General features: G+C 67.0%; 22 protein-coding genes. 13 read left to right on the forward strand and 9 right to left on the reverse strand.

The genetic code is table 11. The features are described 5' to 3' along the window. Positions 1 to 98: 98 nt before the first annotated feature. The 4 genes from ATE59_RS10875 to ATE59_RS10890 all read left to right on the forward strand — a co-directional run bounded on the left by ATE59_RS10875 (position 99) and on the right by ATE59_RS10890 (position 5,480). Positions 99 to 1,307 (forward strand): hydrolase, encoded by a 1,209-nt coding sequence (locus ATE59_RS10875; protein ID WP_058812560.1) that lies wholly within the window; start codon positions 99 to 101, stop codon positions 1,305 to 1,307. Then, positions 1,304 to 2,314: an arginine N-succinyltransferase gene (locus ATE59_RS10880; protein ID WP_003038678.1), complete on the forward strand. Its 1,011-nt coding sequence runs from the start codon at positions 1,304 to 1,306 to the stop codon at positions 2,312 to 2,314. The genes ATE59_RS10875 and ATE59_RS10880 overlap by 4 nt, the downstream gene beginning before the upstream one ends. A 3-nt stretch (positions 2,315 to 2,317) precedes the next feature. Continuing rightward, positions 2,318 to 3,568 carry an N-succinylarginine dihydrolase gene (locus ATE59_RS10885; RefSeq protein WP_058812451.1) on the forward strand — a complete coding sequence of 417 codons (1,251 nt, stop codon included), beginning with the start codon at positions 2,318 to 2,320 and terminating at the stop codon, positions 3,566 to 3,568. Between the two features lie 76 nt (positions 3,569 to 3,644). After that, the gene (locus ATE59_RS10890; protein WP_058812452.1) at positions 3,645 to 5,480 is read left to right on the forward strand and encodes a gamma-glutamyltransferase family protein; all 1,836 of its coding nucleotides are present in this window, start codon (positions 3,645 to 3,647) and stop codon (positions 5,478 to 5,480) included. Positions 5,481 to 5,502: 22 nt separating this feature from the next. Here ATE59_RS10890 and ATE59_RS10895 read toward each other — a convergent pair whose 3' ends face one another. Next, positions 5,503 to 5,901 carry an acyl-CoA thioesterase gene (locus tag ATE59_RS10895; RefSeq protein WP_058812453.1) on the reverse strand — a complete coding sequence of 133 codons (399 nt, stop codon included), beginning with the start codon at positions 5,899 to 5,901 and terminating at the stop codon, positions 5,503 to 5,505. A 306-nt stretch (positions 5,902 to 6,207) separates the two neighbouring features. Then, the gene (locus ATE59_RS10900; RefSeq protein WP_003038686.1) at positions 6,208 to 7,458 is read right to left on the reverse strand and encodes a threonine ammonia-lyase; all 1,251 of its coding nucleotides are present in this window, start codon (positions 7,456 to 7,458) and stop codon (positions 6,208 to 6,210) included. Positions 7,459 to 7,517: 59 nt separating this feature from the next. Here ATE59_RS10900 and ATE59_RS10905 point away from each other — a divergent pair, with 59 nt between their 5' ends. The 4 genes from ATE59_RS10905 to ATE59_RS10920 are packed head-to-tail and all read left to right on the forward strand — an operon-like array spanning position 7,518 to position 12,428. Further along, positions 7,518 to 8,396, forward strand: a complete 879-nt coding sequence (locus tag ATE59_RS10905; RefSeq protein ID WP_040589033.1) for an NAD(P)-dependent oxidoreductase — start codon at positions 7,518 to 7,520, stop codon at positions 8,394 to 8,396. Next, entirely contained in the window at positions 8,393 to 10,039 is a 1,647-nt protein-coding gene (locus ATE59_RS10910) for an amidohydrolase (RefSeq protein WP_058812454.1), read from the forward strand. The genes ATE59_RS10905 and ATE59_RS10910 overlap by 4 nt, the downstream gene beginning before the upstream one ends. After that, positions 10,039 to 11,277, forward strand: coding sequence for an NAD(P)/FAD-dependent oxidoreductase (locus tag ATE59_RS10915; protein ID WP_058812455.1), 1,239 nt, complete (start codon positions 10,039 to 10,041; stop codon positions 11,275 to 11,277). The genes ATE59_RS10910 and ATE59_RS10915 overlap by 1 nt, the downstream gene beginning before the upstream one ends. Then, on the forward strand, positions 11,274 to 12,428 hold the full coding sequence (locus ATE59_RS10920) for an alpha-hydroxy acid oxidase (RefSeq protein WP_058812456.1): 1,155 nt from the start codon (positions 11,274 to 11,276) through the stop codon (positions 12,426 to 12,428). Before ATE59_RS10915 ends, ATE59_RS10920 begins: the two co-directional genes overlap by 4 nt. A gap of 49 nt (positions 12,429 to 12,477) precedes the next feature. On the opposite strand, the gene ATE59_RS10925 is transcribed toward ATE59_RS10920, so the two are convergent. Both ATE59_RS10925 and ATE59_RS10930 read right to left on the reverse strand, forming a co-directional pair. Further along, complete coding sequence (locus ATE59_RS10925) at positions 12,478 to 13,242, reverse strand: TorF family putative porin (RefSeq protein ID WP_058812457.1); 765 nt, start codon at positions 13,240 to 13,242, stop codon at positions 12,478 to 12,480. A 277-nt stretch (positions 13,243 to 13,519) separates the two neighbouring features. Next, on the reverse strand, positions 13,520 to 14,275 hold the full coding sequence (locus tag ATE59_RS10930; RefSeq protein WP_003038697.1) for a TorF family putative porin: 756 nt from the start codon (positions 14,273 to 14,275) through the stop codon (positions 13,520 to 13,522). Between the two features lie 279 nt (positions 14,276 to 14,554). Here ATE59_RS10930 and ispG point away from each other — a divergent pair, with 279 nt between their 5' ends. Further along, positions 14,555 to 15,706: a flavodoxin-dependent (E)-4-hydroxy-3-methylbut-2-enyl-diphosphate synthase gene (gene ispG, locus ATE59_RS10935; protein ID WP_003038699.1), complete on the forward strand. Its 1,152-nt coding sequence runs from the start codon at positions 14,555 to 14,557 to the stop codon at positions 15,704 to 15,706. Between the two features lie 138 nt (positions 15,707 to 15,844). Here ispG and ATE59_RS10940 read toward each other — a convergent pair whose 3' ends face one another. Then, a complete protein-coding gene (locus ATE59_RS10940) occupies positions 15,845 to 16,213 on the reverse strand; it encodes a hypothetical protein (protein WP_156416773.1) in 369 nt (122 codons plus the stop codon). 115 nt (positions 16,214 to 16,328) lie between these two features. Between ATE59_RS10940 and ATE59_RS10945 the strand changes: the two genes are divergently transcribed. After that, positions 16,329 to 16,823, forward strand: coding sequence for a GNAT family N-acetyltransferase (locus ATE59_RS10945; protein ID WP_058812459.1), 495 nt, complete (start codon positions 16,329 to 16,331; stop codon positions 16,821 to 16,823). Here the strand turns inward: ATE59_RS10945 and ATE59_RS10950 are convergent. The 3 genes from ATE59_RS10950 to ATE59_RS10960 all read right to left on the reverse strand — a co-directional run bounded on the left by ATE59_RS10950 (position 16,812) and on the right by ATE59_RS10960 (position 19,423). Then, positions 16,812 to 17,918, reverse strand: coding sequence for a S41 family peptidase (locus ATE59_RS10950; protein ID WP_197409165.1), 1,107 nt, complete (start codon positions 17,916 to 17,918; stop codon positions 16,812 to 16,814). The two genes, ATE59_RS10945 and ATE59_RS10950, sit on opposite strands and share 12 nt — an antisense overlap. A 116-nt stretch (positions 17,919 to 18,034) precedes the next feature. Further along, the gene (locus ATE59_RS10955; RefSeq protein ID WP_058812461.1) at positions 18,035 to 18,235 is read right to left on the reverse strand and encodes a hypothetical protein; all 201 of its coding nucleotides are present in this window, start codon (positions 18,233 to 18,235) and stop codon (positions 18,035 to 18,037) included. Positions 18,236 to 18,286: 51 nt separating this feature from the next. Next, on the reverse strand, positions 18,287 to 19,423 hold the full coding sequence (locus ATE59_RS10960; RefSeq protein ID WP_058812462.1) for an acyltransferase family protein: 1,137 nt from the start codon (positions 19,421 to 19,423) through the stop codon (positions 18,287 to 18,289). A 90-nt stretch (positions 19,424 to 19,513) separates the two neighbouring features. Here ATE59_RS10960 and ATE59_RS10965 point away from each other — a divergent pair, with 90 nt between their 5' ends. After that, on the forward strand, positions 19,514 to 20,365 hold the full coding sequence (locus tag ATE59_RS10965) for a LytTR family DNA-binding domain-containing protein (protein ID WP_003038711.1): 852 nt from the start codon (positions 19,514 to 19,516) through the stop codon (positions 20,363 to 20,365). A gap of 105 nt (positions 20,366 to 20,470) precedes the next feature. On the opposite strand, the gene ATE59_RS10970 is transcribed toward ATE59_RS10965, so the two are convergent. Then, positions 20,471 to 21,988: an acyl-CoA carboxylase subunit beta gene (locus ATE59_RS10970; protein WP_058812463.1), complete on the reverse strand. Its 1,518-nt coding sequence runs from the start codon at positions 21,986 to 21,988 to the stop codon at positions 20,471 to 20,473. A gap of 70 nt (positions 21,989 to 22,058) precedes the next feature. On the opposite strand from ATE59_RS10970, the gene ATE59_RS10975 reads away from it, so the two are divergent. Further along, on the forward strand, positions 22,059 to 22,562 hold the full coding sequence (locus ATE59_RS10975; RefSeq protein ID WP_058812464.1) for a thioredoxin family protein: 504 nt from the start codon (positions 22,059 to 22,061) through the stop codon (positions 22,560 to 22,562). Beyond that, complete coding sequence (locus ATE59_RS10980) at positions 22,562 to 23,341, forward strand: SDR family NAD(P)-dependent oxidoreductase (protein WP_082657395.1); 780 nt, start codon at positions 22,562 to 22,564, stop codon at positions 23,339 to 23,341. Before ATE59_RS10975 ends, ATE59_RS10980 begins: the two co-directional genes overlap by 1 nt. The last annotated feature ends 92 nt before the right edge of the window (positions 23,342 to 23,433 follow it).

Raw genomic sequence — 23,433 nt, forward strand, 5'->3', positions numbered from 1 at the left:
TTGCCTCGTCCAGCGATGTCAGTGATTTACCGTATCGCGTGAAAGATTGTTTCGCGCCGGGGGTGCCAAAGCCGGGCGCGGGCGGCTATAGGCTGCGCATGACCATCCTGAAGCCAAGCGAAACCGCCACGCTGGAGCGTGCGGCCGATGCGCCGATGCTGGCGCAGGTCGAACGCTGGGCCGCGGTCAACAGCGGCACCGGCAATCTTGCCGGGCTCAAGACCGTCGCCGGCCTGCTCGCCGACGCCTTTTCGGCGCTCCCCGGCACCGTGCGCCTCGTCGCGCCCGACCCCGTCGAAAGCGTCGATGCCACAGGCCGCGTCCAGACGATCGAGCGCGGCGCGCATCTCCACCTCCGCGTACGCCCCGAGGCGCCGGTCCAACTGCTGCTGACCGGTCATATGGACACGGTATTTGCCGCCGATCATCCTTTCCAGTCGCTCAAATGGCTGGAACCGGGCGTGCTCAACGGCCCCGGCACCGCCGACATGAAGGGCGGCATCGCCGTCATCCTTGCCGCGCTGTCGGCGCTCGAGGCGTCGCCGCTGGCCGAGCGTGTCGGCTATGACGTGATGATCAACAGCGACGAGGAAACGGGCAGCCACGCCTCCGCCGCGCTGATCGCCGAACTGGCGCGCGGCAAGACCGCGGCGCTCACCTACGAACCCGCGCTGCCCGACGGCACGCTCGCCGGCGCGCGGCCGGGCAGTGGCAATTTCTCGGTGCTGATCCACGGCCGCTCGGCGCACGCCGGACGCAACCCGGAGGACGGCCGCAACGCGCTCGTCGCCGCCGCCGACCTCGCGCTCCGCCTCAATGCGCTGAAATCTCCCGACCTCAAGGTCAATCCGGCGAAGATCGACGGGGGCGGCCCCAATAATGTCGTCCCTGATCAGGCGATCCTGCGCGTCAACATGCGGCCGATGACCCCCGACGCGATGGCCGCCGCCGAAGCCGCGCTGCGCGACGCCATCGCCGCGATCCAGCGCGACCACGACGTCCATTGCCACCTCTACGGCGGCTTCAACCGTCCGCCCAAGCCGCTCGATGCCGCGGCAACGCGCCTCTTCGAGCTGGTCCGCGACTGCGGCGCTGCGCTGGGCCTGTCGATCGGCTGGAACGCGACCGGCGGCGTGTGCGACGGCAACAATATCGCCGCCTGCGGCATTCCCGTCGTCGACACGATGGGCCCGCGCGGCGGCGCCATCCATTCGTCGGACGAATTTCTGATCGTCGACAGCCTCGCCGAACGCGCGCAGCTGTCGGCACTGACCCTAATGAAAATAGCGGAACGGGGGACTGTGTGAGCTATGTGATCCGCTCGGCGAAACCGAGCGACCTGCAAAGCATCTACGAAATGGCGAAACTGACGGGGGGCGGCTTCACCAATCTGCCGCCCGACCGCAAGGCGCTGCGCGCCAAGCTCGATCGCGCCGAGGCCAGCTTCGCCAGCGACCGCGAATATCCCTCCGACGAGCTTTATCTGATGATGCTCGAGGACACCGAGACGGGCGAGGTGCGCGGCACCTGCCAGATTTTCGGCCAGGTCGGCCAGCGCTGGCCCTTCTACAGCTATCGCATAGGCACCGACAGCAAGCACAGCGAGCAATTGGGGCGGACCTTCCACGCGCAGGTGCTCATGCTCAGCAACGATCTCAACGGGTCGAGCGAGGTCGGCGGCCTGTTCCTCCATCCCGCGGCGCGCGCCGGCGGGCTCGGACTGTTGCTCGCACGCTCGCGCTATCTGTTCATCGCGCGGCACCGCGCGCGCTTCGGCGACCGCATCCTCGCCGAGCTGCGCGGGGTGATCGACGAAGCGGGCGGATCGCCCTTCTGGGACGGCGTCGCCGGCAAATTCTTCGGCATGAGCTTTCAGGAAGCCGACCAGTTCAATGCCGTCCACGGCAACCAGTTCATCGCCGACCTGATGCCCAAGCATCCGGTCTATATCGCAATGCTGCCCGAAACCGCGCGCAGCGTGATCGGCGTGCCCCACCCCACCGGCCGCGCCGCGATGCGGATGCTGGAGAATGAGGGCTTCGCTTTTGAAAATTACATCGACATTTTCGACGGCGGCCCGACGATGACGGCGCGTACCGATCAGGTATCGAGCATTCGCGACGCGCAGCATGTCGAGGTGACGCGGGTCGCCGATGGACTGGACGATGGCGCGGACGCGCTGATCGCGACCGGCCGCCTTGCCGATTTCCGCTGCTGCTTCGGCAAGGTCGGCGCGGGCGGCAGCATCGATGCCGAGACGGCGCGGCTGCTGCAGATCGGCACCGGCGATACCATCAGTTGGATCGGGCGCTGAGCCATGATCACCGAAATCAACTTCGACGGCATCATCGGCCCGACGCATAATTATGCTGGCCTCAGCCGCGGCAACATGGCTTCCGCCAGCAATGCCGGCGACGTGTCGCAACCGCGCGCCGCGGCGCTGCAGGGCATCGACAAGATGCGCCACAACCTCGCGCTCGGGCTGCCGCAGGGCTTTTTCGCGCCGCTCGACCGTCCCGATGCGGCGTGGCTCGCGGCGCTTGCGACCGATCTCGACAGCGCCGAGGCGCATCTGCGCGCGCAGGCATGGTCGGCTTCGTCGATGTGGGCCGCCAATGCCGCCACCGTCTCGCCCGCGCCCGACAGCGGCGACGGCAAATGCCATCTCACCGTCGCCAACCTTGTCACCATGCCGCACCGCAGCCATGAATGGCAGGGCACGCTCGCCCAGCTCCGGCTCGCCTTTGCGCATCCCGCCTTTGCGGTGCATGGCCCGGTCCCCGCGCCGTTCGGCGATGAGGGCGCCGCCAATCACATGCGGCTGTGCGCCGGCCATGGCCAGCCGGGGGTCGAGATTTTCGTCTATGGCGTCGGCGGCGGGCGCTTCCCGGCGCGCCAGCATCTCGACGCCTCGAAAGCGATCGCGCGCCACCACCGGCTCGATCCCGACCGGACGCTGTTCATCCGGCAATCGGACACCGCGATCCAGGGCGGCGCCTTTCACAACGACGTCGTTGCGGTCGCCAACGAGCGCGTGCTGTTCACGCACGAAACCGCTTTCGAGGACCGCACGGCGGCGCATGCGCAGATCCGCGCGGCCTTTCCCGAGGTCGAGATCGTCGAAGTCCCGGCGAGCGCAGTCAGCCTGCCCGATGCGATCAAATCCTATCTGTTCAACGCGCAGCTCGTCAGCCTGCCGGACGACGGCGGCATGGGGCTGATCCTCCCCACCGAAGCGCGCGAAACGCCGAGCGTGTGGACCTGGCTCGAGGCGCATGTCGCGGGCAACGGTCCGATCCGGCGGCTGTTTCCGGTCGACGTGCGCCAGTCGATGGCCAATGGCGGTGGTCCCGCCTGCCTGCGCCTGCGCGTCGTCGCCGATCCGGCGACCGTCGATCCGCGGTTCATGGCCGGCGAAGCCACGCTCGACCGGATCGCCGCCGTCGTCGCGGCGCACTGGCCCGAAGCGATCGCGCCCGGCGACCTCGCTTCGCCCGCGCTCACCGCCGATGTCCGCCGCGCCCGCGCGCAGTTGCTCGCGGCGCTCGACCTTACCGAACTCGGGTAGAGAGCCTCCACGCCCCTTGCCAAGCCTGCCGCATGGCGCAACAAAGGGGCGACAGAAAATTTCAAAGGACATCGCCATGCGCCGTCGCACGCTTCTCGCTGCCGCCCCCGCCGTCGCCCTGTTGCCGACCGCCGGGCTTGCCCAGTCCGCGAAGCCGGCGCCCAAAGGCGATCCGGCGCTGCCGCCCGCGTGGGACAAGGACAGCGAACGCTTCCTGCGACCCGACGTGCATGCCGGCGACCGGCCGGTTGGTGCGAGCTTTGCCTCGCGTACCGCCGCTTACGGCCTCAGCGGCGCGGTCGGCACCGCGCATCCGCTCGCGACGCAGGCGGGGATCGACATGCTGAAACGCGGCGGGTCGGCGGTCGACGCCGCGATCGCGACCAACGCCTGCCTCGGCTTGCTCGAACCCACCGCCAACGGCATCGGCGGCGACGCCTATGCGATGATCTGGGATCCGAAGGCAAAGAAGGTCGTCGGGCTGGCGGGGTCGGGCCAAAGCCCCCGCGCGCTTGACCTCGCCACCGTGCGGTCGCGCGCAAAGGGCGGCGCGATCCCCGCCTATGGCGCGATCGCGGTGTCGGTGCCGGGGACGGTCGACGCCTGGTGGACGATGCACCAGCGCTACGGCAAGCTGCCGTGGAAGGAGCTTTTCGAACCGGTCATCGCCCATGCCGAGGCGGGCGCCCCGGTCCCCGACATGATCGCTTATTATATCCGCCGCAGCCTCGCCGGTTTTCGCCAGCCCGGGCGCGGGATCGAAGAGGTCGACAATGCGCTGCGCACCTATGGCATGGCCGACGGCAAGGGGCCGCAAGCGGGACAGGTGTTCCGCAACCCGGACCTTGCGCGCACCTTCCGCCTGATCGCCGAGGGCGGCCGCGACGTCTTTTACGATGGCGAGATTGCGCGGACGATCGACGCCTATTTCCGGCGCATCGGGGGCTGGCTGCGCCGCGAGGATCTGGCCGCGCATCGCTCCGAATGGATCGAGCCGCACCGCACATCCTACCGCGGCACCGACGTCTATGCGCTCGGCGCCAACACGCAGGGCATCGCGACGCTGCAGATGCTCAACATCCTCGAAAATTTCGACCTGAAGGGCGCGGGGTTCCAGTCGGCGCTGTCGATCCACCTCCAGGCCGAGGCAAAGCGCCTCGCCTATGAAGATCGCGCGCGCTATTATGCCGATCCGCATTTTTCGAACGTGCCGGTCGAATGGCTGATCTCGAAGGATTATGCCGCCGAGCGCGCCCGGCTGATCCGCCCCGACCGCATCCTGACCCCGGTCCATCCGGGGCAGGCGCCGAGCCACGGCGATACCACCTATTTCAGCGTCGCCGACAAGGACGGGATGATGGTGTCGATGATCCAGTCGAACTTCCGCGGCATGGGATCGGGTCTCGTCGCCGACGGCCTCGGTTTCATGTTCCAGGATCGCGGGCAATTGTTCAGCCTGCAGGATGGCCACCCGAATATCTACGCCCCCGGCAAGCGCCCGTTCCAGACGATCATCCCCGGTTTCGCCGCGCATGGCGACACGCCGTGGATGAGCTTCGGGGTGATGGGCGGCGACATGCAGCCGCAGGGGCAGACGCAGATCATGGTCAACCGCATCGATTACGGCCTCGAAATCCAGGCCGCCGGCGATTCGCCGCGCTGGCACCATGAAGGATCGTCGCAATCGATGGGTGAGGATGCGCCGGGGCTCGGCCCCAAGGGACTTCTGCGGCTCGAAAGCGGCGTCCCCGCCGCGACGCGGGCCCAGCTTGCGGCGCTCGGCTGGACGATCGGCGATCCCGATGGCGGCTTCGGCCGCTACCAGTGCGTCGAACATCGCATGGACGGCGACACACGCGTCTATGCCGCGGCGAGCGAGATGCGCGCCGACGGCTGCGCGCTCGCCTACTGACCGCCCGGCACGGCCGGACCGCTCAGCGGTCGGCCCGAAAGGGGGCGACGATCGCGTCGGTGACGCGCAGCGGACGGCCGCTCGCCTTGTCGAGCAAGGCCCACACGGTGCGCGCGCGCACATGCACCGTGCCGTCCGCGCCGGTGAATTCCATGAAACGGTCGAACTTCGCGCCCTGCGGCTTGTCGGCGACCCAGGTCCGCGCGTTCACCGTCTCGCCGGGACCGAGCGCGCGCAGATAGTCGATCTCGTGCCGCACCACGACCCAGATATAGGCGTCCTTGTGGCTCTGCGGCGCCGCGGCGTCCCAATGCCCCGTCGCAACCTGCTGGATCCACTGGACCCAGACCGCATTGTTGACATGGCCCAGCTCGTCGATGGCGTCGGGCGTGGCGGTAAGGGAGAGCGCGAATTCTTTCATGCAGTCACCGAAAATAAAACAGCTAGCACACGTTTCACGTCGAACGCAGTCAACGCGGAACGCAAAAGGCCTTCACAGTCGCCCGCCCATATATCACTCCCGGCGTGCTCGCCGGAGGTGCAACTTGTCGGCGCACTGCATCTCTCGCCTTTTGACAGGCCGCACCGGTTCTATATTCCATACGCGTCATCGCGTTGCCATGGGAAATGACAAGCGTGTGAGGACCCGTACCGAGCTTTTCTTGGGCGTTAACTTGCCCCACCGTTTGAAGCGCAATCGAAATTGCCATCAGAGAGCGGATGTAACTCACGCCAGCTCCACCGTCGTGACCATATAGCCCGCATCGCGCAGCGCCGAGACAAGGCTGTCGAGATGCTCCTTGTCGCGCGCCTCGCATTCGATGTCGGTGATCAACCCCTTGGCGGGCAGCGTCGTGAAGATGCGCTGGTGATAGATTTCGATGATGTTCACCTGTTTTTCGTTGAACACCTCCATCACCTTGAACAGTGCGCCGGGGCGGTCCTGCAACCGGATGCGCAGCCGCGCGATGCGGCCCGATCGCGCAAGGTCGCGCAGCAGCACGTTCGCGAGCAGGCGCGTGTCGATATTGCCGCCGGTCAGCACCAGGCCGACCTTGCGCCCGGCGAATTCCTCTGGATGCGCGAGCATAGCGGCGAGGCCCGCCGCGCCCGCACCCTCCACCACCGTCTTCTCGATCTGGAGCAGCAGGCTGACCGCGCGTTCCAGATGGCGTTCGGCGACGAGCACGATATCGTCGTTGAGTTCGGCGACCAGCTTGCGCGTATAGCTTCCCGGTTCCTTGACCGCGATGCCCTCGGCCAGCGTATCGCCCTCGCACGCCATGTCGACGCCGTTCAGCTCGGCATACATCGACGGGTAAAGTTCGGCCTGCACGCCGACGAGGCGCATGTCATTCTTGATCCCGCGCGCCGCGGTGCCCATGCCGGCGAGCAGACCGCCGCCGCCGATCGGCACGATCAGCGTATCGAGTTCGGGCACATCCTCGAGCATTTCGAGCGCGACCGTCCCCTGCCCCGCGGCGACGTGCGGATGGTCGAACGGATGGACGAAGGTCAGCCCGCGTTCCGCCTCCAGCTCGCGTGCATGGGCGTAGGCATCGTCGAATTTTTCGCCGAACAACACGATCTGCGCGCCGTGGCTCGCGGTCTGCGACACTTTCACCTGCGGCGTCGTGCTCGGCATGACGATGGTCACGGGCACGCCGAGCCGCTTGCCATGATAGGCAAGGCCCTGCGCATGATTGCCCGCCGACGCCGCGATCACGCCCCGCGCTTTCGCTTCGTCGCTGAGCAGCAGCAGGGCGTTCAGCGCGCCGCGTTCCTTGTAGGCCGCGGTGAACTGCAGATTTTCGAATTTCAGCCACACCTCGGCGCCGACCAGTTCGGACAGCGTCTGCGACTTCAGCGTCGGGGTGCGGACAACCGCGCCCTCAATTCGTCCCGCAGCCGCCCGCACATCGTCGAGGTTTATCGCCGGAAAATCGGCGGCGGCGGTCAGGATGGATTGATCGGTCATAGCGGCAAGCCCCCTACCCTATCTGGCGCCGCGCGCAAACCATGGTTATGGACCGCGGCATGAGCGAAGAAAAATTGCGCATCGCCTTCATCGGCACCGGCATCATGGGCGGTCCGATGGCCGGCCATCTCGTCAAGGCCGGTCATGCCGTCACCGTCTATAACCGCACCCGCGCCAAGGCCGACGCCTGGGCGGCGGATTATGGCGGCCAGGCAGCGGACAGCCCCGCCGCCGCCGCCGCGGGCGCCGATGCGGTGTTCGCCTGCGTCGGCAACGACGACGATCTCGCGGCGGTGACGCTCGGCGACGACGGGGCCTTCGGCGCGATGAAGTCCGGCGCGGTCTTCGTCGATCACACGACCGTCTCCGCCCGAATCGCCCGGCGCCTGGCCGAAGAGGCCGATGCGCGCGGCCTGCTGTGCGTCGATGCGCCGGTTTCGGGCGGTCAGGCGGGCGCGCAGAATGGGGCGCTGTCGATCATGTGCGGCGCCAGCGACGCCGCCTTCGCCGCCGCCGAGCCCCTGATGCGCGCCTATGCCGCGCGCATCGTCCATATCGGCGGGCCGGGCGCGGGCCAGACGACCAAGATGGTCAACCAGATCGCGATCGCCGGGGTGCTTCAGGGCCTCTCCGAAGCGCTGCGCTTCGCCCAGGCGTCGGACCTCGACACCGACAAGGTGTTCGAAGCTGTCTCGGGCGGCGCCGCGGCAAGCTGGCAGATGCTTAACCGCTGGGGCACGATGGCGAAGGACGAATATGATTTCGGCTTTGCGGTCGACTGGATGCGCAAGGATCTGGGCCTCGCGCTCGACGAAGCCCGCGTCAACGGCGCGACGCTTCCCGTCGCGGCGCTGGTCGATCAATTTTATGCCGAGGTGCAGGGTGCGGGCGGCGGCCGCCTCGACACGAGCTCACTCGTGACGAGGTTGCCGAAATGAAGCGCCTCGCCCTAACCCTCGTCGCCCTCCTGCTCGCTGCGCCTGCGCAGGCCGATACGCTCGTCGACAATGTCAACGGCATCACGCTCGACAAGGACGGCAAGGTCGTGCGCTTCACCGGCATGGTGATCGGCACCGACGGCAAGGTGAAGCAGCTCCTCGACCGCAAGGACAAGCGCCCCGAACGCCCCGATTTCAAGGAAGACGGCAAGGGCCGGACGCTGATCCCGGGCATGATCGACGCGCATGGGCATCTGATGGGCCTGGGCCTGTCGCTGATGCTGCTCGACCTTTCGGAGACGCGCTCGCTGGCCGAGGCGCAGGCGGCGATCAAGAAATATGCCGACGAAAACCCGGAGCTGCCGTGGATCATCGGGCGCGGGTGGAATCAGGAAAAATGGGGATTGGGCCGCTTCCCGACCGCCGCCGATCTCGACGCGGTCGTCCCCGACCGCCCGGTCTGGCTCGAACGCGTCGACGGCCATGCCGGATGGGCCAACAGCGCTGCGATGACGGCAGCAAAGATCACCGCCGCGACCAAGGCGCCCGAGGGCGGCCGGATCGAGATGGTGGACGGCAAGCCCGCCGGCGTCTTCGTCGATGCCGCGGTCGCGCTGATCGACAGCGCCAAGCCCAAGCCGCTGGCGCGCGATCTCGACCGCGCCTTCCTCGCCGCGCAGCAGCAATTGCTCGCCCAGGGGATCACCGCGATCGCCGACATGGGCACGACGATCCAGGAATGGCAGGCCTATCGCCGCGCCGGCGACAAGCACCAGCTCGCGATCCGTATCCTCAGCTACGGCGGCGACATTGACAATATGGCGTTGATCGCGGGTCCGGGGCCGACCCCGTGGCTCTATGACGACAAGCTGCGCATGGTGGGGGTGAAGCTCTATCTCGACGGCGCGCTCGGGTCGCGCGGCGCGTGGCTCAAGGCGCCCTATGCCGACGCGCCGGGCCAGAAGGGCCTGCCGCTGCTGACCCCGGCGCAATTGCGCAACAAGATGGTCCGCGCCTCGATGGACAAGTTTCAGGTCGCGATCCACGCCATCGGCGATGCCGCCAATGCCGAGGCGCTCGACGCAATCACCGATCTCACTGCCGATCTGCCCGGCGAACGGCGCTGGCGGATCGAACATGCGCAGATCGTCGATCCCTCCGACATCCCGCGTTTCGCCAAGCTCGGCGTCATCGCGTCGATGCAGCCGATCCACCAGCCGTCGGACCGGCTGATGGCCGAGGCGCGGCTCGGGCCTGAACGGCTGAAGGGCGCCTATGCGTGGCGCAGCATGGAAAATGCCGGCGTCCGCCTCGCTTTCGGGTCGGACGTGCCGGTCGAAAGCGCCAACCCCTTCCCCGGCATCGCCGCCGCCATCTCGCGCACCGACGCGCAGGGTCAGCCGTTCGGCGGCTGGCATCCCGAAGAGGCGGTTTCGCGCGAGACCGCGCTCGACGGCTTCACGCGCAGCGCCGCCTATGCCGCCTTCGCCGAGGACCGGCTCGGCACGCTGATGCCGGGGATGCGCGCCGACTTCCTGATCGTCGACACCGACCTGCTGCTCGCCAGCCCCGAGGACATCCGCAAGATGATGCCGCTCGAAACCTGGATCGGCGGTTACCGCTATTACAAGAAGGGCGGCTGATGGACCGGCGGCGCCTGCTCGGCGCGCTCGCCGCGGCGCCCGCCGCGCTGGCGCTGGGCGCAACGACGAAGGAGCCGAAGCGCAAGGACCCGCCGCAGCCGCGCGCGTCGAAACGGCGCAAGGGCGTCAAATCGCCGGACAAGCATGTCGATGTCGCGATCGTCGGCGCGGGCGCTCTCGGGGCATGGACCGCGTGGCATCTCGTCCGTCAGGGCCTCGATGTCCGGCTGTTCGATGCCTATGGCGCCGGGAACGGCCGCGCCGCCTCGAACCTCCCGACCATGCTGTGCGATCCCGCACAGGGGGGCGACGCGCTCTACGCCGATCTCGCGCACGACAGCCTGCCTCTGTGGCAGCGCCTGTCCGACAGCGCCAGCCTGCCGATCGTGACGCCGTGCGCCGCGGTCACCACACTGCTGCCGACCGACGGCGCCGACGAGCCGCCGGGCACCGACCGCACGACCGGGCACAAGCTGCGCAGCCGCTTCGGCGCGATCGGCTGGCGCGACGAGGAAGCGGCTCTCGTCGCCGATAAGGCCGCGCTTCTCGCCGGCCGCCGCGCCATTCTCGAAACCATCCTCGACGCGCAGGTCGATGCCGAAAACGTCGTCATGCCCGCGCCGCTGTTCGATAAGAAGCGCGACCTCTATATCCTGCCCGACGGCGGCACCGCCCGCAGCATCGTCTATGCGACCGGCGCGTGGCTGACCGAGCTTTTTCCACAGATATTGACGCCCGCACGGCTGTCGGCGGTGCGCTACCAGCTTTTTCACGTCGGCCCCGGTCAGGGCGATGTCCAGTATCGCCCGCCCGCGATGCCCGCGCTGGTCGACCGCGCTTACGGCTTCACCCTGCTCCCCGACATCGAGGGGCGCGGGGTGCGCGTGTGGAAAAACGCCCCCGATGCAACGGTCGATCCCGACAGCTTCGACCGCCGCGTCGACGATGCCGCGCTGGCCGCGGTGCGCCAGTGGCTCGCGGGCCGCGTCCCGCATCTGGCCGAGGCTCCGGTCGTCGCGAGCGCCGCCGCGCACGACTGCCGCACGATCAGCGGCGAATTGCTGCTCGACCGCCTGCCCGGCCACGCACGCGCCTGGCTCGCCGGCGGCGCGACGGGGCGTGCCTTCGCGCTCGCCCCAGCCATCGGCGCGCGTATCGCGGCGCACATCGCCGACCCCGCGCGCGCGATCGAACCGCGCTGGGCGCTCGCCCGCCTGACTGGAGCGACCACGACATGAAGCTGACCGACTGCCACAATATCGACGACTTCCGCGCGCTGGCGAAGCGGCGGCTGCCCTGGCCGGTGTTCGACTATATCGACGGCGCCGCGGATGACGAGGTGACGCGTCGCCGCAACCGCGCCGCCTTCGACCGGTGCGACCTCATCCCGCGCGTGCTGGCCGGCGTCGAATCGATCGACATGAAAACGACGCTCTTCGGCCGCGAGATCGCGATGCCGCTCTTCCTGTCACCCACCGCGCTCCAGCGCCTGTTCCACTGGCAGGGCGAGCGGGCGGTGCTGCGCGCTGCCGCCGATGCGGGGACCGTCGCCGGCATATCGAGCCTCGCGACGATCGGCCTCGCCGAAGCGGGCGCGCTGACCGACGGCCCCAAGCTGTTCCAGCTCTATGTCCATAAGGATGAGGGGCTCAACCATGCGATGCTCGAGGCCGCGCGCGCGGCAAAATTCGACGCCGTTGCGCTCACCGTCGACACGATCGTCGGCGGCAACCGCGAACGCTGCCTGCGCTCGGGCTTTACCTCGCCGCCGCGCTTCACCGCGTCGAACATGCTGAGCTATGCGATCAAGCCCGGCTGGGGCCTCAACTATGTCTTGCGCGAAAAATTCAGCCTGCCCAACCTTGCGACCCACGTGTCCGAAGGGTCGAGCGTGCCGAAATCGGTCGCCGAATATTTCACCACCATGCTCGACCAGAGCCTCGACTGGAAACGCGCCGAGGCAATCCGCAAGGCGTGGGACGGCCCCTTCTGCCTGAAGGGCATCGTCGCGGTCGAGGATGCGCGGCGCGCCGCCGACATCGGCGCCACCGCGATCATGGTGTCGAACCATGGCGGGCGCCAGCTCGACGGCAGCATCGCGCCCTTCGACGCGCTGGCGGCGATCGTCGATGCGGTCGGCGACCGGGTGGAGGTCATCTGCGACGGCGGCATCACCCGCGGGACGCATGTGCTCAAGGCGCTGTCGGTCGGGGCGAAAGCCTGCTCGGGCGGCCGGCTCTATCTCTATGCACTCGCCGCGGCGGGCGAAGCGGGGGTGGCGCGCGCGGTCGCGCTGCTCCGCGCCGAAATGGAGCGCGGCATGAAACTGATGGGCGCGAAAAGTCTCGCCGACCTTGGGCGCGGCAATCTGCGCTGGCATTCCGAATAGCTGAAGAAGGAGGGGGCGGCCTCCCCCCGAAGGCCGCCCCTGCCCGGCGTCAGAAAGACGCGCCGAGCGAAAAGACCACCGCGCCGTCGGCGCCGATCGCTTCCTTGTACCCGCCGGCCTTGGGCTCGTCGGTGTTCACATAGCTGACGCCGAAGGTCAGCATCTTGTACGAAGCGGTGGCACCGACCGACCAGTCGAACACCTTGCCGTCGAAACCGCCGGGGAAGGCGTCGCTCCACGCTTGACCCGCATGCGCGTTCAGCGCCAAGGGCGTGCCCGGAATGTCGGCGGCGAGTTCGCCGTGCAGATAGAAGGCCGACGATTTGGCACCTGGCGCGCGGCTCGGGTCCTGCAGATTGCCGAGCGCGGACTGCTTCCACGCATAGTTGACGCCGACCTTCGCATTCACCGGCCCGACATCGGTCGACAGATTCAGATAGGGTTCGAAAAAGTCGGCGCCCGACCCGCCATGCTGCGGATAGAGATAGTAAAGCAGGCCGCCGTCGACCGTCACGCCGCCGACATCCTTGCTGTAACCCGCGAACAGGTCGACCTCGGTGTTACCGGCGAAGCTGACGCTCGACGCCCAGGTGCCGGCGTAAAAGCCGCTTTCGTGAGTCACGGTGATGCCGCCCTGGATCGCCGGGTCTTCGCTGCTCTGGGTGAAGCCGCGGAAGCGATAGTCGGATACCAGCGTCACGCTGCCCGAAATGGTGATCGGATCGGAGGGCGCTTCGTCCTGGGCGAATGCGGTGGCGGGAAGCGCGGAAGCCGCAAGGGCAAGGCCCAGGCACGCGCGGGAGAGAGTCTTCATGGGTTGATCCCCTTAACAAGGTAAAATGGATCGTCCCTGCCTGCCGCAAGACAGCCGAAGTCTTTGCTCCGGTCGGCCGTACGTGGCGCCTCTCTCCGACAATTTGCTGCGGCGCACAAACAAAAAAGCCGCATCCGGCACGATAAGGCACGGATTGCGACTTTTATGCAACAGGTCGTTGCGCATATCCGGTTTCAACGGAAACAATATTACGCAAACGGGCGCCAACCCGCGGTCGGCGCCCGTGCTTTACCGTCGGCCCGATCGGGCCGCGCTGTCAGAAGGCGACGCCGACCTTGAAGACGACGGTCGGGTCATACAGCGTGTCGACTGCCTTGATCCCGGTCTTCTTGATGTCGGTATCGACATAGTGAACGCCCAGATTGAAGATGCCCGCGGTCAGCGTGGCGCCGACCGTCCAGTCGAGATAATCGCCGCCGGGCGCTCCCGCGCTCAGCGAACCGCTCGTGTACCCGAGCGACGCATCGACCGTCACCGGCGTATTCGGAATCCCCGACGACAGGCCCATGTTCAGATAGATATTGTCATCGCTGCCGAGCGACTTCTGGCTCGGCGCATACGCGACGGTGGCCGTCGCCGACACGGGTCCGATGTCGTGCGACAGCTTGCCGATGATCTCGACATAGTCGACCGGGCCGAAGGCATCCTTGCCGTCGGGATACCAATAATAGGTCGCGCCGATATCGACCGAGGTGCCGGGGGCGACTTCGCCCGACCAGCCAGCGTAGAGATCGACCTCGACCTTGCCAAATTCGTCGGTCTTCGGCAGGCCCGATCCCCAGACGCCGGCATAAAGCCCGCTCTCGTGGCTCAACGTGATCGTCGGCTGCACCTCGACCTTTTCGTTCGACAGCGAAATGCCGCGGAAACGATAGTCGGACACCAGGTCGACCCCGCCCGATACGGTGATCGGACCGCTCGGCGCGTCGGTCGCGTCCTGCGCCATGGCCGGCGTCGCCATCGCCGATGTCGCGAGCAGCATGCCGAAGCACGCCTTGGTAAGAAATTTCATTGGGTGAGCCCCCTCTCATCGATATTGAACCGAAACCGTCCATCCTGCGGTTCCCGCCCGATCCTCTCCCGATGCTCTTGTGGCCGGCGCGTGGTCAGGAACGCGCGGAAAATTGCGCAACATGCGGCAGCGCACAATTGAAAACTGCACAAATGTTACATTCGCCGCCACACTGTGTCTTTCCCGCCACAAGCGCGACCGCGGCCCACAGGCTTTGCCAAGCCGCGCGCGCGCGGCTAAAGGAGGCGCATCCCAGCCTCTCCTCACCGGACCCGTTTCATGAGCGATCACAATCCCGGCCTGCGCCCCTGGCGCGACATTGCGCGGCGCGACTGCCGTCAGATCATGGTCGGCAACGTCCCCGTCGGCGGCGGCGCGCCGATCACCGTGCAGACGATGACCAACACGCCGACGAGCGATCCCGTCGCGACCATCGACCAGATCCGCCGCTGCGAGGATGCGGGCGCCGACCTGATCCGCGTCTCCTGTCCCGATACCGACAGCACCGCGGCGCTCGGCAAGATCGTCCGCGCCGCGCGCATTCCGATCATCGCCGACATCCATTTCCACTATAAGCGCGCGCTCGAAGCCGCCGACGCCGGCGCCGCCTGCCTGCGCATCAATCCCGGCAACATCGGCTCGTCGGAGCGCGTCGGCGAGGTCGTCCGCGCCGCCAAGGCGAACGGCTGCGCCATCCGCATCGGCGTCAATGCGGGCAGTCTCGAAAAGGATCTGCTCGAAAAATATGGCGAACCCTGCCCCGAGGCGCTGGTCGAAAGCGCGCTCGACCATATCAAGCTGCTCCAGGACCATGACTTTCACGAATATAAGGTCGCGGTGAAAGCCAGCGACGTCTTCCTCGCCGTCGCCTCCTATATGCAGCTTGCGGAAGCAGTCGATTGTCCGCTCCACCTCGGCATCACCGAAGCCGGCGGGTTGATCGGCGGCACCGTCAAATCGGCGCTCGGCATCGGCAACCTTCTCTGGGCCGGGATCGGCGACACGATCCGCGTCAGCCTGTCGGCCGAACCCGAAGAGGAAGTGCGCGTCGGCTATGAAATCCTGAAATCGCTGGGCCTGCGCACGCGCGGCGTCCGCGTCGTCTCCTGCCCCAGCTGCGCGCGGCAGGGCTTCGACGTCATCCGCACGGTGCAGGCGCTCGAAGACGCGCTCCAGCACATCAAGACGCCCATGTCGCTCTCGGTATTGGGCTGCGTCGTCAACGGCCCCGGCGAAGCGCGCGAAACCGACATCGGCATCACCGGCGGCGGCAACGGCAAACATATGGTCTATCTCTCGGGCGTCACCGACCACCATGTCGAGGACGCCGACATGATCGCGCACATCGTCAAACTGGTCGAAGCCAAGGCGGCCGCGATCGACGCCGGCAGCGCGGTGAGCATGGACGTGACGCACGGCAAGGCGGCGTAACCCGCCACGACAGCCGCGCGGCGATTTCGGGGTGGGAAGGGACAGGTGGCCCTTTCCCTTTTCGCCATCGACGACAGACCGGAATGGGGTGGGAAGCGGACATTTTCGCAATCATTCGGTAAGCAAACCAACGGCAGGTTATTCAGCGCCAGCCATAAATCTCAAAGAAACGCTAGTCTCACTCAATCGATCAATGGAGAAATGCGTAACGGGAGTGCCTCGAATGCCGATAACACGGGAATAGATCTTGTCATCCACACTGTCATATCGCGCCGCGCCTTGTTTCATCGCGTCATAAAATTGCCTGACGCACTGCGCGTCGGGAAAATCTAGCACTAAAATCCTGTCTCCCATCCCGCTTGGGTTCGACGTGGCGCTACCAATTTTTGTTGCGTCGCATATGTCGATGTCAAAAATGGCTCGCACCTCAGCGATAGTGTCGACCTTGTCGATCCGCTCTTCAGGCGCGCATCCAAGCAGCATAAGCAAGATCAGGCTCAGGAGCATGCTGTGTCGCATGGCTGGCTTATACGTGATAAGCCAATGTCCGCAATCGGTCGCTTCCAGACATCGCCCTCCCCCGAAAATTGACAACCGCATCGGCGCCCGACAAAGCGCCGGCATGACCCTTGCCATACGCCCCGCCACCCGCGCCGACCTGCCGCTGATCGCCGACCTCATTCGTGCGCTCGCCGACTATGAAAAGCTTGCCCACGAAGTGCGTTTCGATGACGTCACGCTCGGCACCAAGCTGTTCGGCGAACGCCCCTATGCCGAAGTGGTGATCGGCGAAGTCGATGGCGTGCCACAGGGCTTCGCGCTTTTCTTTCACAATTTTTCGACGTTCGAGGGGAAGCCGGGCATCTATCTTGAAGATTTGTTCGTCCGCCCCGAAGCGCGCGGGGCCGGGCTCGGCAAGGCGCTGCTCGCGCATCTGGCGCAGCTTTGCGTGGAGCGCGACTGCGCGCGGCTGGAATGGTCGGTGCTCGACTGGAACGCTCCTGCCATCGGCTTCTACCACAGTCTCGGCGCGCGAATGATGGACGAATGGACGGTGATGCGCGTCGACGGCGACGCGCTTCCCGCCCTCGCCCGCGCTGCACCGTCAGCCGCCTGACGCGCCGGGGCGGCGGCGCCGCTCCATCGGCCAGCTCGGCATGTGCGCATCGGACAGGCGTTTTGCCTCGCCCGGCGCAATCCCCAATTCGGTCAGCGCGCGCTCCAGCGCCGCCGCGGCGGGCACCGCGATGTCGGGTTGCACCCCGTCGCCTTCCCAATCCTTGCCCGTCGCCGGATCATAAGTCCGCCCGACCGGGATGAAGGCGGTAAAGCCGCCGCCCAGTTCTTCGCCGCGCCCGAAATGATTGGCGCCGCCGGTCGGCGCGCCGATCAGCACCCCGCGCCCGCTCGCCTTCATCGCCAACGCGAAATGTTCGGCCGCCGACGCGCTCGCGCCAGACGTCAGCACATAGACTTTCGCCTGCGTCAGCCGCGCGTCGCCGTTGGGCGTCGCCCAATGTTCGCGCGTCACCATGGCGGGGTCGCCCGCGACCGGCCGCATCGAGGGGATGCCGTCGATCGGCGAGCCGCCCTCGGCGTCGACCGATGCCCGCGTCGCCATCGCGACGAGCTGCGTCGGCTTCGCGAACAGCCAGGGAAAGATGACGTCCATCTGGTCGATCCCGCCGCCATTGTGCGAACGGATGTCGAAGATGATCGCCTTGGCGTCGGCATGATCGGCCATGAACTGCGCCGCCGCCTGCGTGACCGCCGCATCGTTCGGAAAGACATTGAAGCGGATGAAGGCGATGCCCGGCGCGATCCAGCCGGGCTGTTCGATCGCGGGCTTTGGCGGGCGCGGCGCGGGCGGGGCGCCGGGCGCCGCATCCGCGCTCTCGGGCGGCTTCACGCGCAGATGCCCGTCGGGCGATACGCCCTGCACCGTCGCGCCCAGCGCCTCGGCGAGCGCCGCGCCGGTCAGCGGCGCATAGCGCCCCGCCGCAATACCGTCGCGCAGCGCGGCGGCGTAGCGCTTCCCGGTATCGGGATAGACATAATTGGCTTCGAGCTGCGCGGCATAATGTTCGGCGACGACGTCGGACGGTACCGCCGCACCGGCATCGGCCGCCATCGCGGCGGGTGTCGGCAGCATAAGTGCCGCGGGGCTCGCCGCGAGCAGCAGCAGCGACAGGGGAAAACGGTCAGGCATCATATCGGTCTCCATCGAAAGGATATTCGGCGCGGCCGGTCCCCGTCCGGCGCACGCCATCCGACGAAGCTGTATCACATCTGCAATACAGATCAACTACAATTGTAGTCGATAGGCGATCAGGCGCGTTTACGCCCCAGCCAGATCAGCACGACGCCCAGCACCGCCAGGACTGCGCCGTTGCGCGTCCACACGATGTCGCCCAGCATGAAGCTGCTCGCGGGCCAGCGCACGATGTCGAGCCCCTGCAATATCCACAGCAAACCCATCAGCACCATCGCGACCCCGACGATCGCCGCCAATCCTCTCACGATCTGCATGTCAGCCTCCCCTTTTGCTTGCGGGGAAGCTGACACAAAGCCGCGGCGCTGTCACGCGCGGCGCTGAAGCCCGATCAGCGGGCGCAGCCAGCCGATCCGCCGTCCGCCGAGATAAAAGGCCCAGCATCCCGCGACTGTCGCCGCGACGAGGGTCAGGAAGGCCGGCAACGCCGCGACCTGCCCCTGCAACAGCCACCAGCCGACGACGACGATGATCGTCTGATGGATGATGTAAAAGGGGAACACCGCCTCGGCGAGCATGGCGCGCCGTGGATGGTCGCGGTTCGCAAAGCGGTCGGCAATGCCGATCAGCGCGACGATCGTCGCCCATCCCTGCACCAGCCGCACGACCATGAAGAGCGTCACGATTCCCGCCGGGGCCGGGCCTTCGTCCGGCGCGCTCCACATCGCCCAAACGATATAGCCATAGGCGGCGACCGCGAGCGCCGCCGCCGCCGGCCAGCAGCGCGCGACGCTTTCGAAAAGCACCGGGCGCTCGCGAAGTAGCCAGCCGATAAAGAAGGGCACGAGGTAATGGAGATGGTTCGGCCCGTCGTCGACCAGCGCGTGCGTCTCGCGATAGCCAGGAAAGGCGAACAGGATGGCGAGCCACACGGCGAGCGGCGCAATCAGCAACCCCCAGCCGCCAAACAACCGCGCCGCACCATCGGCGATCTTGGTCCGCGCCCGCTCGGGCACCAGCACAAGAGCCGCGACCGCGAGCAGCGTGTACGCGAACAGATAGACGACGAACCACAGATGCTGCCACGTCGGCAGCACGATCCTGTCGAGCGTTCCGAAGCGGAAATAGTCGTGGACCCAGAAGTAGCCGAAACCATGCGCATAACCATGCTGGGTCGCCAACTCGATCCACGGCTGCACCGGAATGACGACGATGATCCCGAAGGCGAGCGGGATCAGCAGCCGTGCGCTGCGCGACCGCAGGAAGGCCCCCGCGCCGCCGAGCTTGGCGAACAGCGCGGCGCTGGCATAACCCGACACGAGGAACAGCAGCGGCAATCGCCAACTATTCGTCGCCATCATCGGGATTTGCACCCAGTCCATCGGATGCGGCGTTTTGACATGCCACCCCCAAGGCACGAAATACATCCCGATATGATAGAGGATGAGCAGCGCGAACGCGCCGATGCGCAACCAGTCCATCCCATAATGCCGTGTCGTCACCATACCCAAATCTCCTTTGCCGGGGCCCGCCGCAGCCGCTAATCGGGATGGCGGCAGCCGGGCGACGGCGACGGGACGAATTGCGGAGCCGATGTGACGGAGAAGGACGGGCGAGGGACGAGCGGCGGCGCGACCGGGACGAACGGTTTCGGCCCGCGCGCGCTGACCTTGCTCGCCTTCGGGGCGCTGCTCGCCTACGGACTCATCCGTATCACCTCGAACGTCTATTCCTATCTTGCCGACCGCCGCGCGGCGGGCGTCGATGTGACCGCGGCGACCGCATGGACTTACGAAAGCACCAGCCTGCTCGCCTGGGCGCTGATGATGATCGTCTGCTGGTTCAGCGTCCGCACCGTCCGCCCACCGCGCTTCGGCTGGCGCACGGCGGTCGCGATCCATGCCGCGCTCGCCTTTCCTGTGTCGCTCGCGCATATCGCGCTGATGGTCGGCTTTCGCATGCTCGCGTGGCGACTATCGGGTGGCACCTATCATTTCGAATCGCCCGACGGGACGCCGGTCTTTTATGAATTGCGCAAGGATCTGGCGACTTATGCCGAGCTGATCCTGCTCATGTTCCTGATGCAGTGGCTGATCGACCGTTACGCAATGCCGCCGGTCGCAATCGTCGCGCCGACGACGCTCGCGGTCGGCGACGGATCGGTCACGCACCACTTGCCGGTCGCCGAGATCGAGCATGTCACCGCAGCCGGCAATTATGTCGAGATCGCATGGCGCGGCCAGCGCCTGCTCCACCGCGCGACATTGAGCGCGATCGAAGCCGAACTGGCCCACGCGGGCTTCGTCCGCATCCACCGCGGACGCATCGTCCGAAAACAGGCGGTCCGGCGCGTCGTCACACACAAGAGCGGCGATTTCGAGGTCGAGATGGAAAGCGGCGAGATGCTCCGCGGCAGCCGGCGATTCCGGGAGAATCTGGAGGGCTAACGCAAACTCCCTGTGTCCTTCGTCATCCCGGACTTGATCCGGGATCCATTTGCGCGACGTCGCCTGGATCCCGGATCAAGTCCGGGATGACGATGATAGATATGCCTATTTCAGCACCCGCCACGCCAGCTCGGCGAACTCGCAAAGCAGCGGCCGCGTATCCCTGGGATCGATGATGTCCTCGACCCCGAATTTCTCGGCGGTGCGGAACGGCGAGCGGACGCGGTTGAGCCGTTCGCGGATCGCTTCCAGATGCGCCGCTGGATCCTCCGCCGCCTCGAGCTCGCTCTTGTACGCGACCTCGACCCCGCCCTCGATCGGCAGGCTGCCCCAGTCGCCCGAGGGCCACGCAAAGCGGTACTGGAAGCGCTCGGCGTTCGACATCGCGCTGCCCGCGATGCCGTAGGCCCGCCGCACCACAACCGACGCCAGCGGCACGCTCGCGCGGTAGATTGCATTCATCGCCTGCACGCCATAGCGGATCGTCCCCGTCCGCTCGGCCTCGCCCCCGATCATGAAGCCCGGATTGTCGACCAGATGGACGATCGGCAGCCGGAACTGGTCGGCGAGCTTCACGAAGCGCTCGGCCTTCTCGCTCGTCTTGGCGTCCCACGATCCGCCCAGATAGGTGGGATCGCTCGCCAGCACCGCGACCGGATAACCGTCCAATCGCGCGAAGGCGGTAATCACCGCCCGCCCCCACCGCGCCCCCATTTCGAAGAAGCTGCCCTGGTCGAACACCGCCCCCGCGATGCGCCGCATCGAATAGACCTGCTTTGCCTCGCGCGGAACGACCGAAAGCAGCGCCTCGTCGCGGCGGTCGACCGGATCGCTGCACGGCGTCCGCGTCGCGCGCTCATGGATCGACGACGGCAGGTAGGACAGGAACCAGCGCGCCCGCGCAAAGGCCTCGGCCTCCGACGCCACCTCGTCGTCGACGACGCCGTTGCGCGTATGCACGTCGACCCCGCCCAGCTCCTCCCGGTCGAGCGTGTCGCCGATCGCCGCGGCGACCGCCGGGCCGGCCGCGAACAGTTGCGACAGGCCGCGCACCATGATGCTGTAGTGGCTCGCGACGACGCGCGCCGCGCCCAGCCCCGCGGTCGGCCCGAGCGCCAGCGCGACGACGGGCACGGTATCGAGATTGGCGATGATCTGGTCCCAGCCGGGTACGTGCGGGATATAGGTATAGCCCATATCCTCCAGCGTCTTCACCGACCCGCCGCCGCCGGTGCCGTCGATCATGCGGATCAGCGGCAGGCGATATTCGTGCGCCATCGCTTCGCACTGGATGAACTTGCGGTGCAGCGCCGCATCGGCCGCGCCGCCGCGCACGGTGAAATCGTCGGCGCTGGCGACCACCGGCCGGCCATCGATATTGGCCCGCCCGAAGATGAAATTGGACGCGGCGAGGTCTTCGAGGGTGCCGTCGGGGCCATAAGCCCCCCGCCCCGCGATCTTGCCGATCTCGCGAAAGCTGCCCGGATCGACGATCGCGGCGAGCCGCGCGCGCGCGTCCATCTTGCCGCGGCTGTGCTGGCGCGCGACCTTCTCTTCGCCGCCCATCTTTTCGGCCATCGCGCGCCGCGCGGAAAGCTCGTCGACTTCCTTTTTCCAGCTCATGCCGATCAGGCTAGCTTACGTTGACGGAAACGTCATTCCGATTCTTCGCGCGCGCTGCTACCGTCGCGCGATGACCCGCCGCTTCGCCCTCGCGCTTGCCGCCGCGCTCGCTCTGACGTCCCCTCTCTCCGCTGCAGCGGCGCCGCGCGCGATGCCCGGCGTCGCCGAACCCTACAAGACCGACGCTTTCGATCCCGACGACGATCCGATGGCCGCCATCGACGCCGCGCTCGCTGCCGCCAGCGCAGCGGGCAAGCGCGTGCTGCTCGTCATGGGGACGGGCACCTGCCACGACAGCGCGTGGCTCGCCAATCTGCTCGCGACCGATCGGTTCGCCCCGGTGCGGAGCCGCTATATCGTCGTGTTCGCCGATGTCGGCATGCCGCACGCCGGCCTCGTCCGGCATCCCGAGGTGCCGGCGCGCTTCCGCTTCAAGATCAAGGGCACCCCGACCGTCGCGATCCTCGACGGCGATGGCCGCGTGCTCAACCGCAAGGCGGCGCCCAGATGGCGCAACGCCGCTAGCCGCAGCGACGACGACATCTATAACGAACTTATGGGAGAGGAAAACTGATGGCGGACATGAACCTTGGCGGTCGCACCGCGCTCGTCACCGGGGCATCGCGCGGGATCGGCCGCGGCATCGCGCTGGCGCTCGCCGGGGCGGGCGCCGACGTTGCGGTCAACTACACCCGCGACGCGGACGCCGCCGCCGAAACCGTCGCGGCGATCCAGGCGCTCGGCCGCCGGGCCAAGGCCTATCAGGCGTCGGTCACCGACGAGGCGGCGAGCGCTGCGATGGTCGCCGCGATCGAGGATGATTTCGGGCCGATGTCGATCCTGATCAACAATGCCGGCATCGCCAGCCGCGGCCGGACCGTCGCCGACACCGACGCCGCCGAGGTCGAAAAGCTCCTTGCGGTCCACGCGGTCGGCGCGCACCGGCTGAGCCGCCTCGCGCTGCCGCAGCTTCGCCAGCATGCGCGCAGCGATGTGGTCGTCATTTCCAGCGTCGCCACGCTGCAGCACAGCGCCAACAGCGCCCCCTACACCATGGCCAAGGTCGCGGGCGAAGCGCTCGCCCTCGCGCTTGCCAAGGAAGAACTTCGGAACGGCGTGCGCGTCAATATTGTCGCTCCGGGCCTGACGATCAGCGACATGGGCGAACGACTGGCGCAGGCGATCACGGGTAATCCCGACATTCACCATCTCGACGCCAAATTCCCCTTCGGCCGGGTGTCCGATCCCTCCGACGTCGCCGCGGCGGTGCTCTGGTTCGTCAGCGACGCCAACCCCTATTGCTCGGGGCAGAAGCTCAACATCGACGGCGCGGGGCAGGCGACTTTCCGATAGGCCCTTCTCGTCATTGCGAGCGGCGGAGCCGCGTGGCAATCCAGAGTAGTGCAAACCGCCCTGGATTGCTTCGCTCCGCTCGCAATGACGAC

Origin of the sequence: Sphingopyxis sp. A083, assembly GCF_001468495.1 — a bacterium.
Classification (GTDB): domain Bacteria; phylum Pseudomonadota; class Alphaproteobacteria; order Sphingomonadales; family Sphingomonadaceae; genus Sphingopyxis; species Sphingopyxis terrae.

Bases quoted from the DNA above. Each gene is read 5' to 3' on its own strand.
- ATE59_RS10875 (WP_058812560.1), top strand. From the start codon at position 99: ATGACCATCCTGAAGCCAAGCGAAACCGCCACGCTGGAGCGTGCGGCC.
- ATE59_RS10885 (WP_058812451.1), top strand. From the start codon at position 2,318: ATGATCACCGAAATCAACTTCGACGGCATCATCGGCCCGACGCATAAT.
- ATE59_RS10890 (WP_058812452.1), top strand. From the start codon at position 3,645: ATGCGCCGTCGCACGCTTCTCGCTGCCGCCCCCGCCGTCGCCCTGTTG.
- ATE59_RS10895 (WP_058812453.1), bottom strand. From the start codon at position 5,901: ATGAAAGAATTCGCGCTCTCCCTTACCGCCACGCCCGACGCCATCGAC.
- ATE59_RS10900 (WP_003038686.1), bottom strand. From the start codon at position 7,458: ATGACCGATCAATCCATCCTGACCGCCGCCGCCGATTTTCCGGCGATA.
- ATE59_RS10905 (WP_040589033.1), top strand. From the start codon at position 7,518: ATGAGCGAAGAAAAATTGCGCATCGCCTTCATCGGCACCGGCATCATG.
- ATE59_RS10910 (WP_058812454.1), top strand. From the start codon at position 8,393: ATGAAGCGCCTCGCCCTAACCCTCGTCGCCCTCCTGCTCGCTGCGCCT.
- ATE59_RS10915 (WP_058812455.1), top strand. From the start codon at position 10,039: ATGGACCGGCGGCGCCTGCTCGGCGCGCTCGCCGCGGCGCCCGCCGCG.
- ATE59_RS10920 (WP_058812456.1), top strand. From the start codon at position 11,274: ATGAAGCTGACCGACTGCCACAATATCGACGACTTCCGCGCGCTGGCG.
- ATE59_RS10925 (WP_058812457.1), bottom strand. From the start codon at position 13,242: ATGAAGACTCTCTCCCGCGCGTGCCTGGGCCTTGCCCTTGCGGCTTCC.
- ATE59_RS10930 (WP_003038697.1), bottom strand. From the start codon at position 14,275: ATGAAATTTCTTACCAAGGCGTGCTTCGGCATGCTGCTCGCGACATCG.
- ispG (WP_003038699.1), top strand. From the start codon at position 14,555: ATGAGCGATCACAATCCCGGCCTGCGCCCCTGGCGCGACATTGCGCGG.
- ATE59_RS10940 (WP_156416773.1), bottom strand. From the start codon at position 16,213: ATGCTCCTGAGCCTGATCTTGCTTATGCTGCTTGGATGCGCGCCTGAA.
- ATE59_RS10945 (WP_058812459.1), top strand. From the start codon at position 16,329: ATGACCCTTGCCATACGCCCCGCCACCCGCGCCGACCTGCCGCTGATC.
- ATE59_RS10950 (WP_197409165.1), bottom strand. From the start codon at position 17,918: ATGATGCCTGACCGTTTTCCCCTGTCGCTGCTGCTGCTCGCGGCGAGC.
- ATE59_RS10955 (WP_058812461.1), bottom strand. From the start codon at position 18,235: ATGCAGATCGTGAGAGGATTGGCGGCGATCGTCGGGGTCGCGATGGTG.
- ATE59_RS10960 (WP_058812462.1), bottom strand. From the start codon at position 19,423: ATGGTGACGACACGGCATTATGGGATGGACTGGTTGCGCATCGGCGCG.
- ATE59_RS10970 (WP_058812463.1), bottom strand. From the start codon at position 21,988: ATGAGCTGGAAAAAGGAAGTCGACGAGCTTTCCGCGCGGCGCGCGATG.
- ATE59_RS10975 (WP_058812464.1), top strand. From the start codon at position 22,059: ATGACCCGCCGCTTCGCCCTCGCGCTTGCCGCCGCGCTCGCTCTGACG.
- ATE59_RS10980 (WP_082657395.1), top strand. From the start codon at position 22,562: ATGGCGGACATGAACCTTGGCGGTCGCACCGCGCTCGTCACCGGGGCA.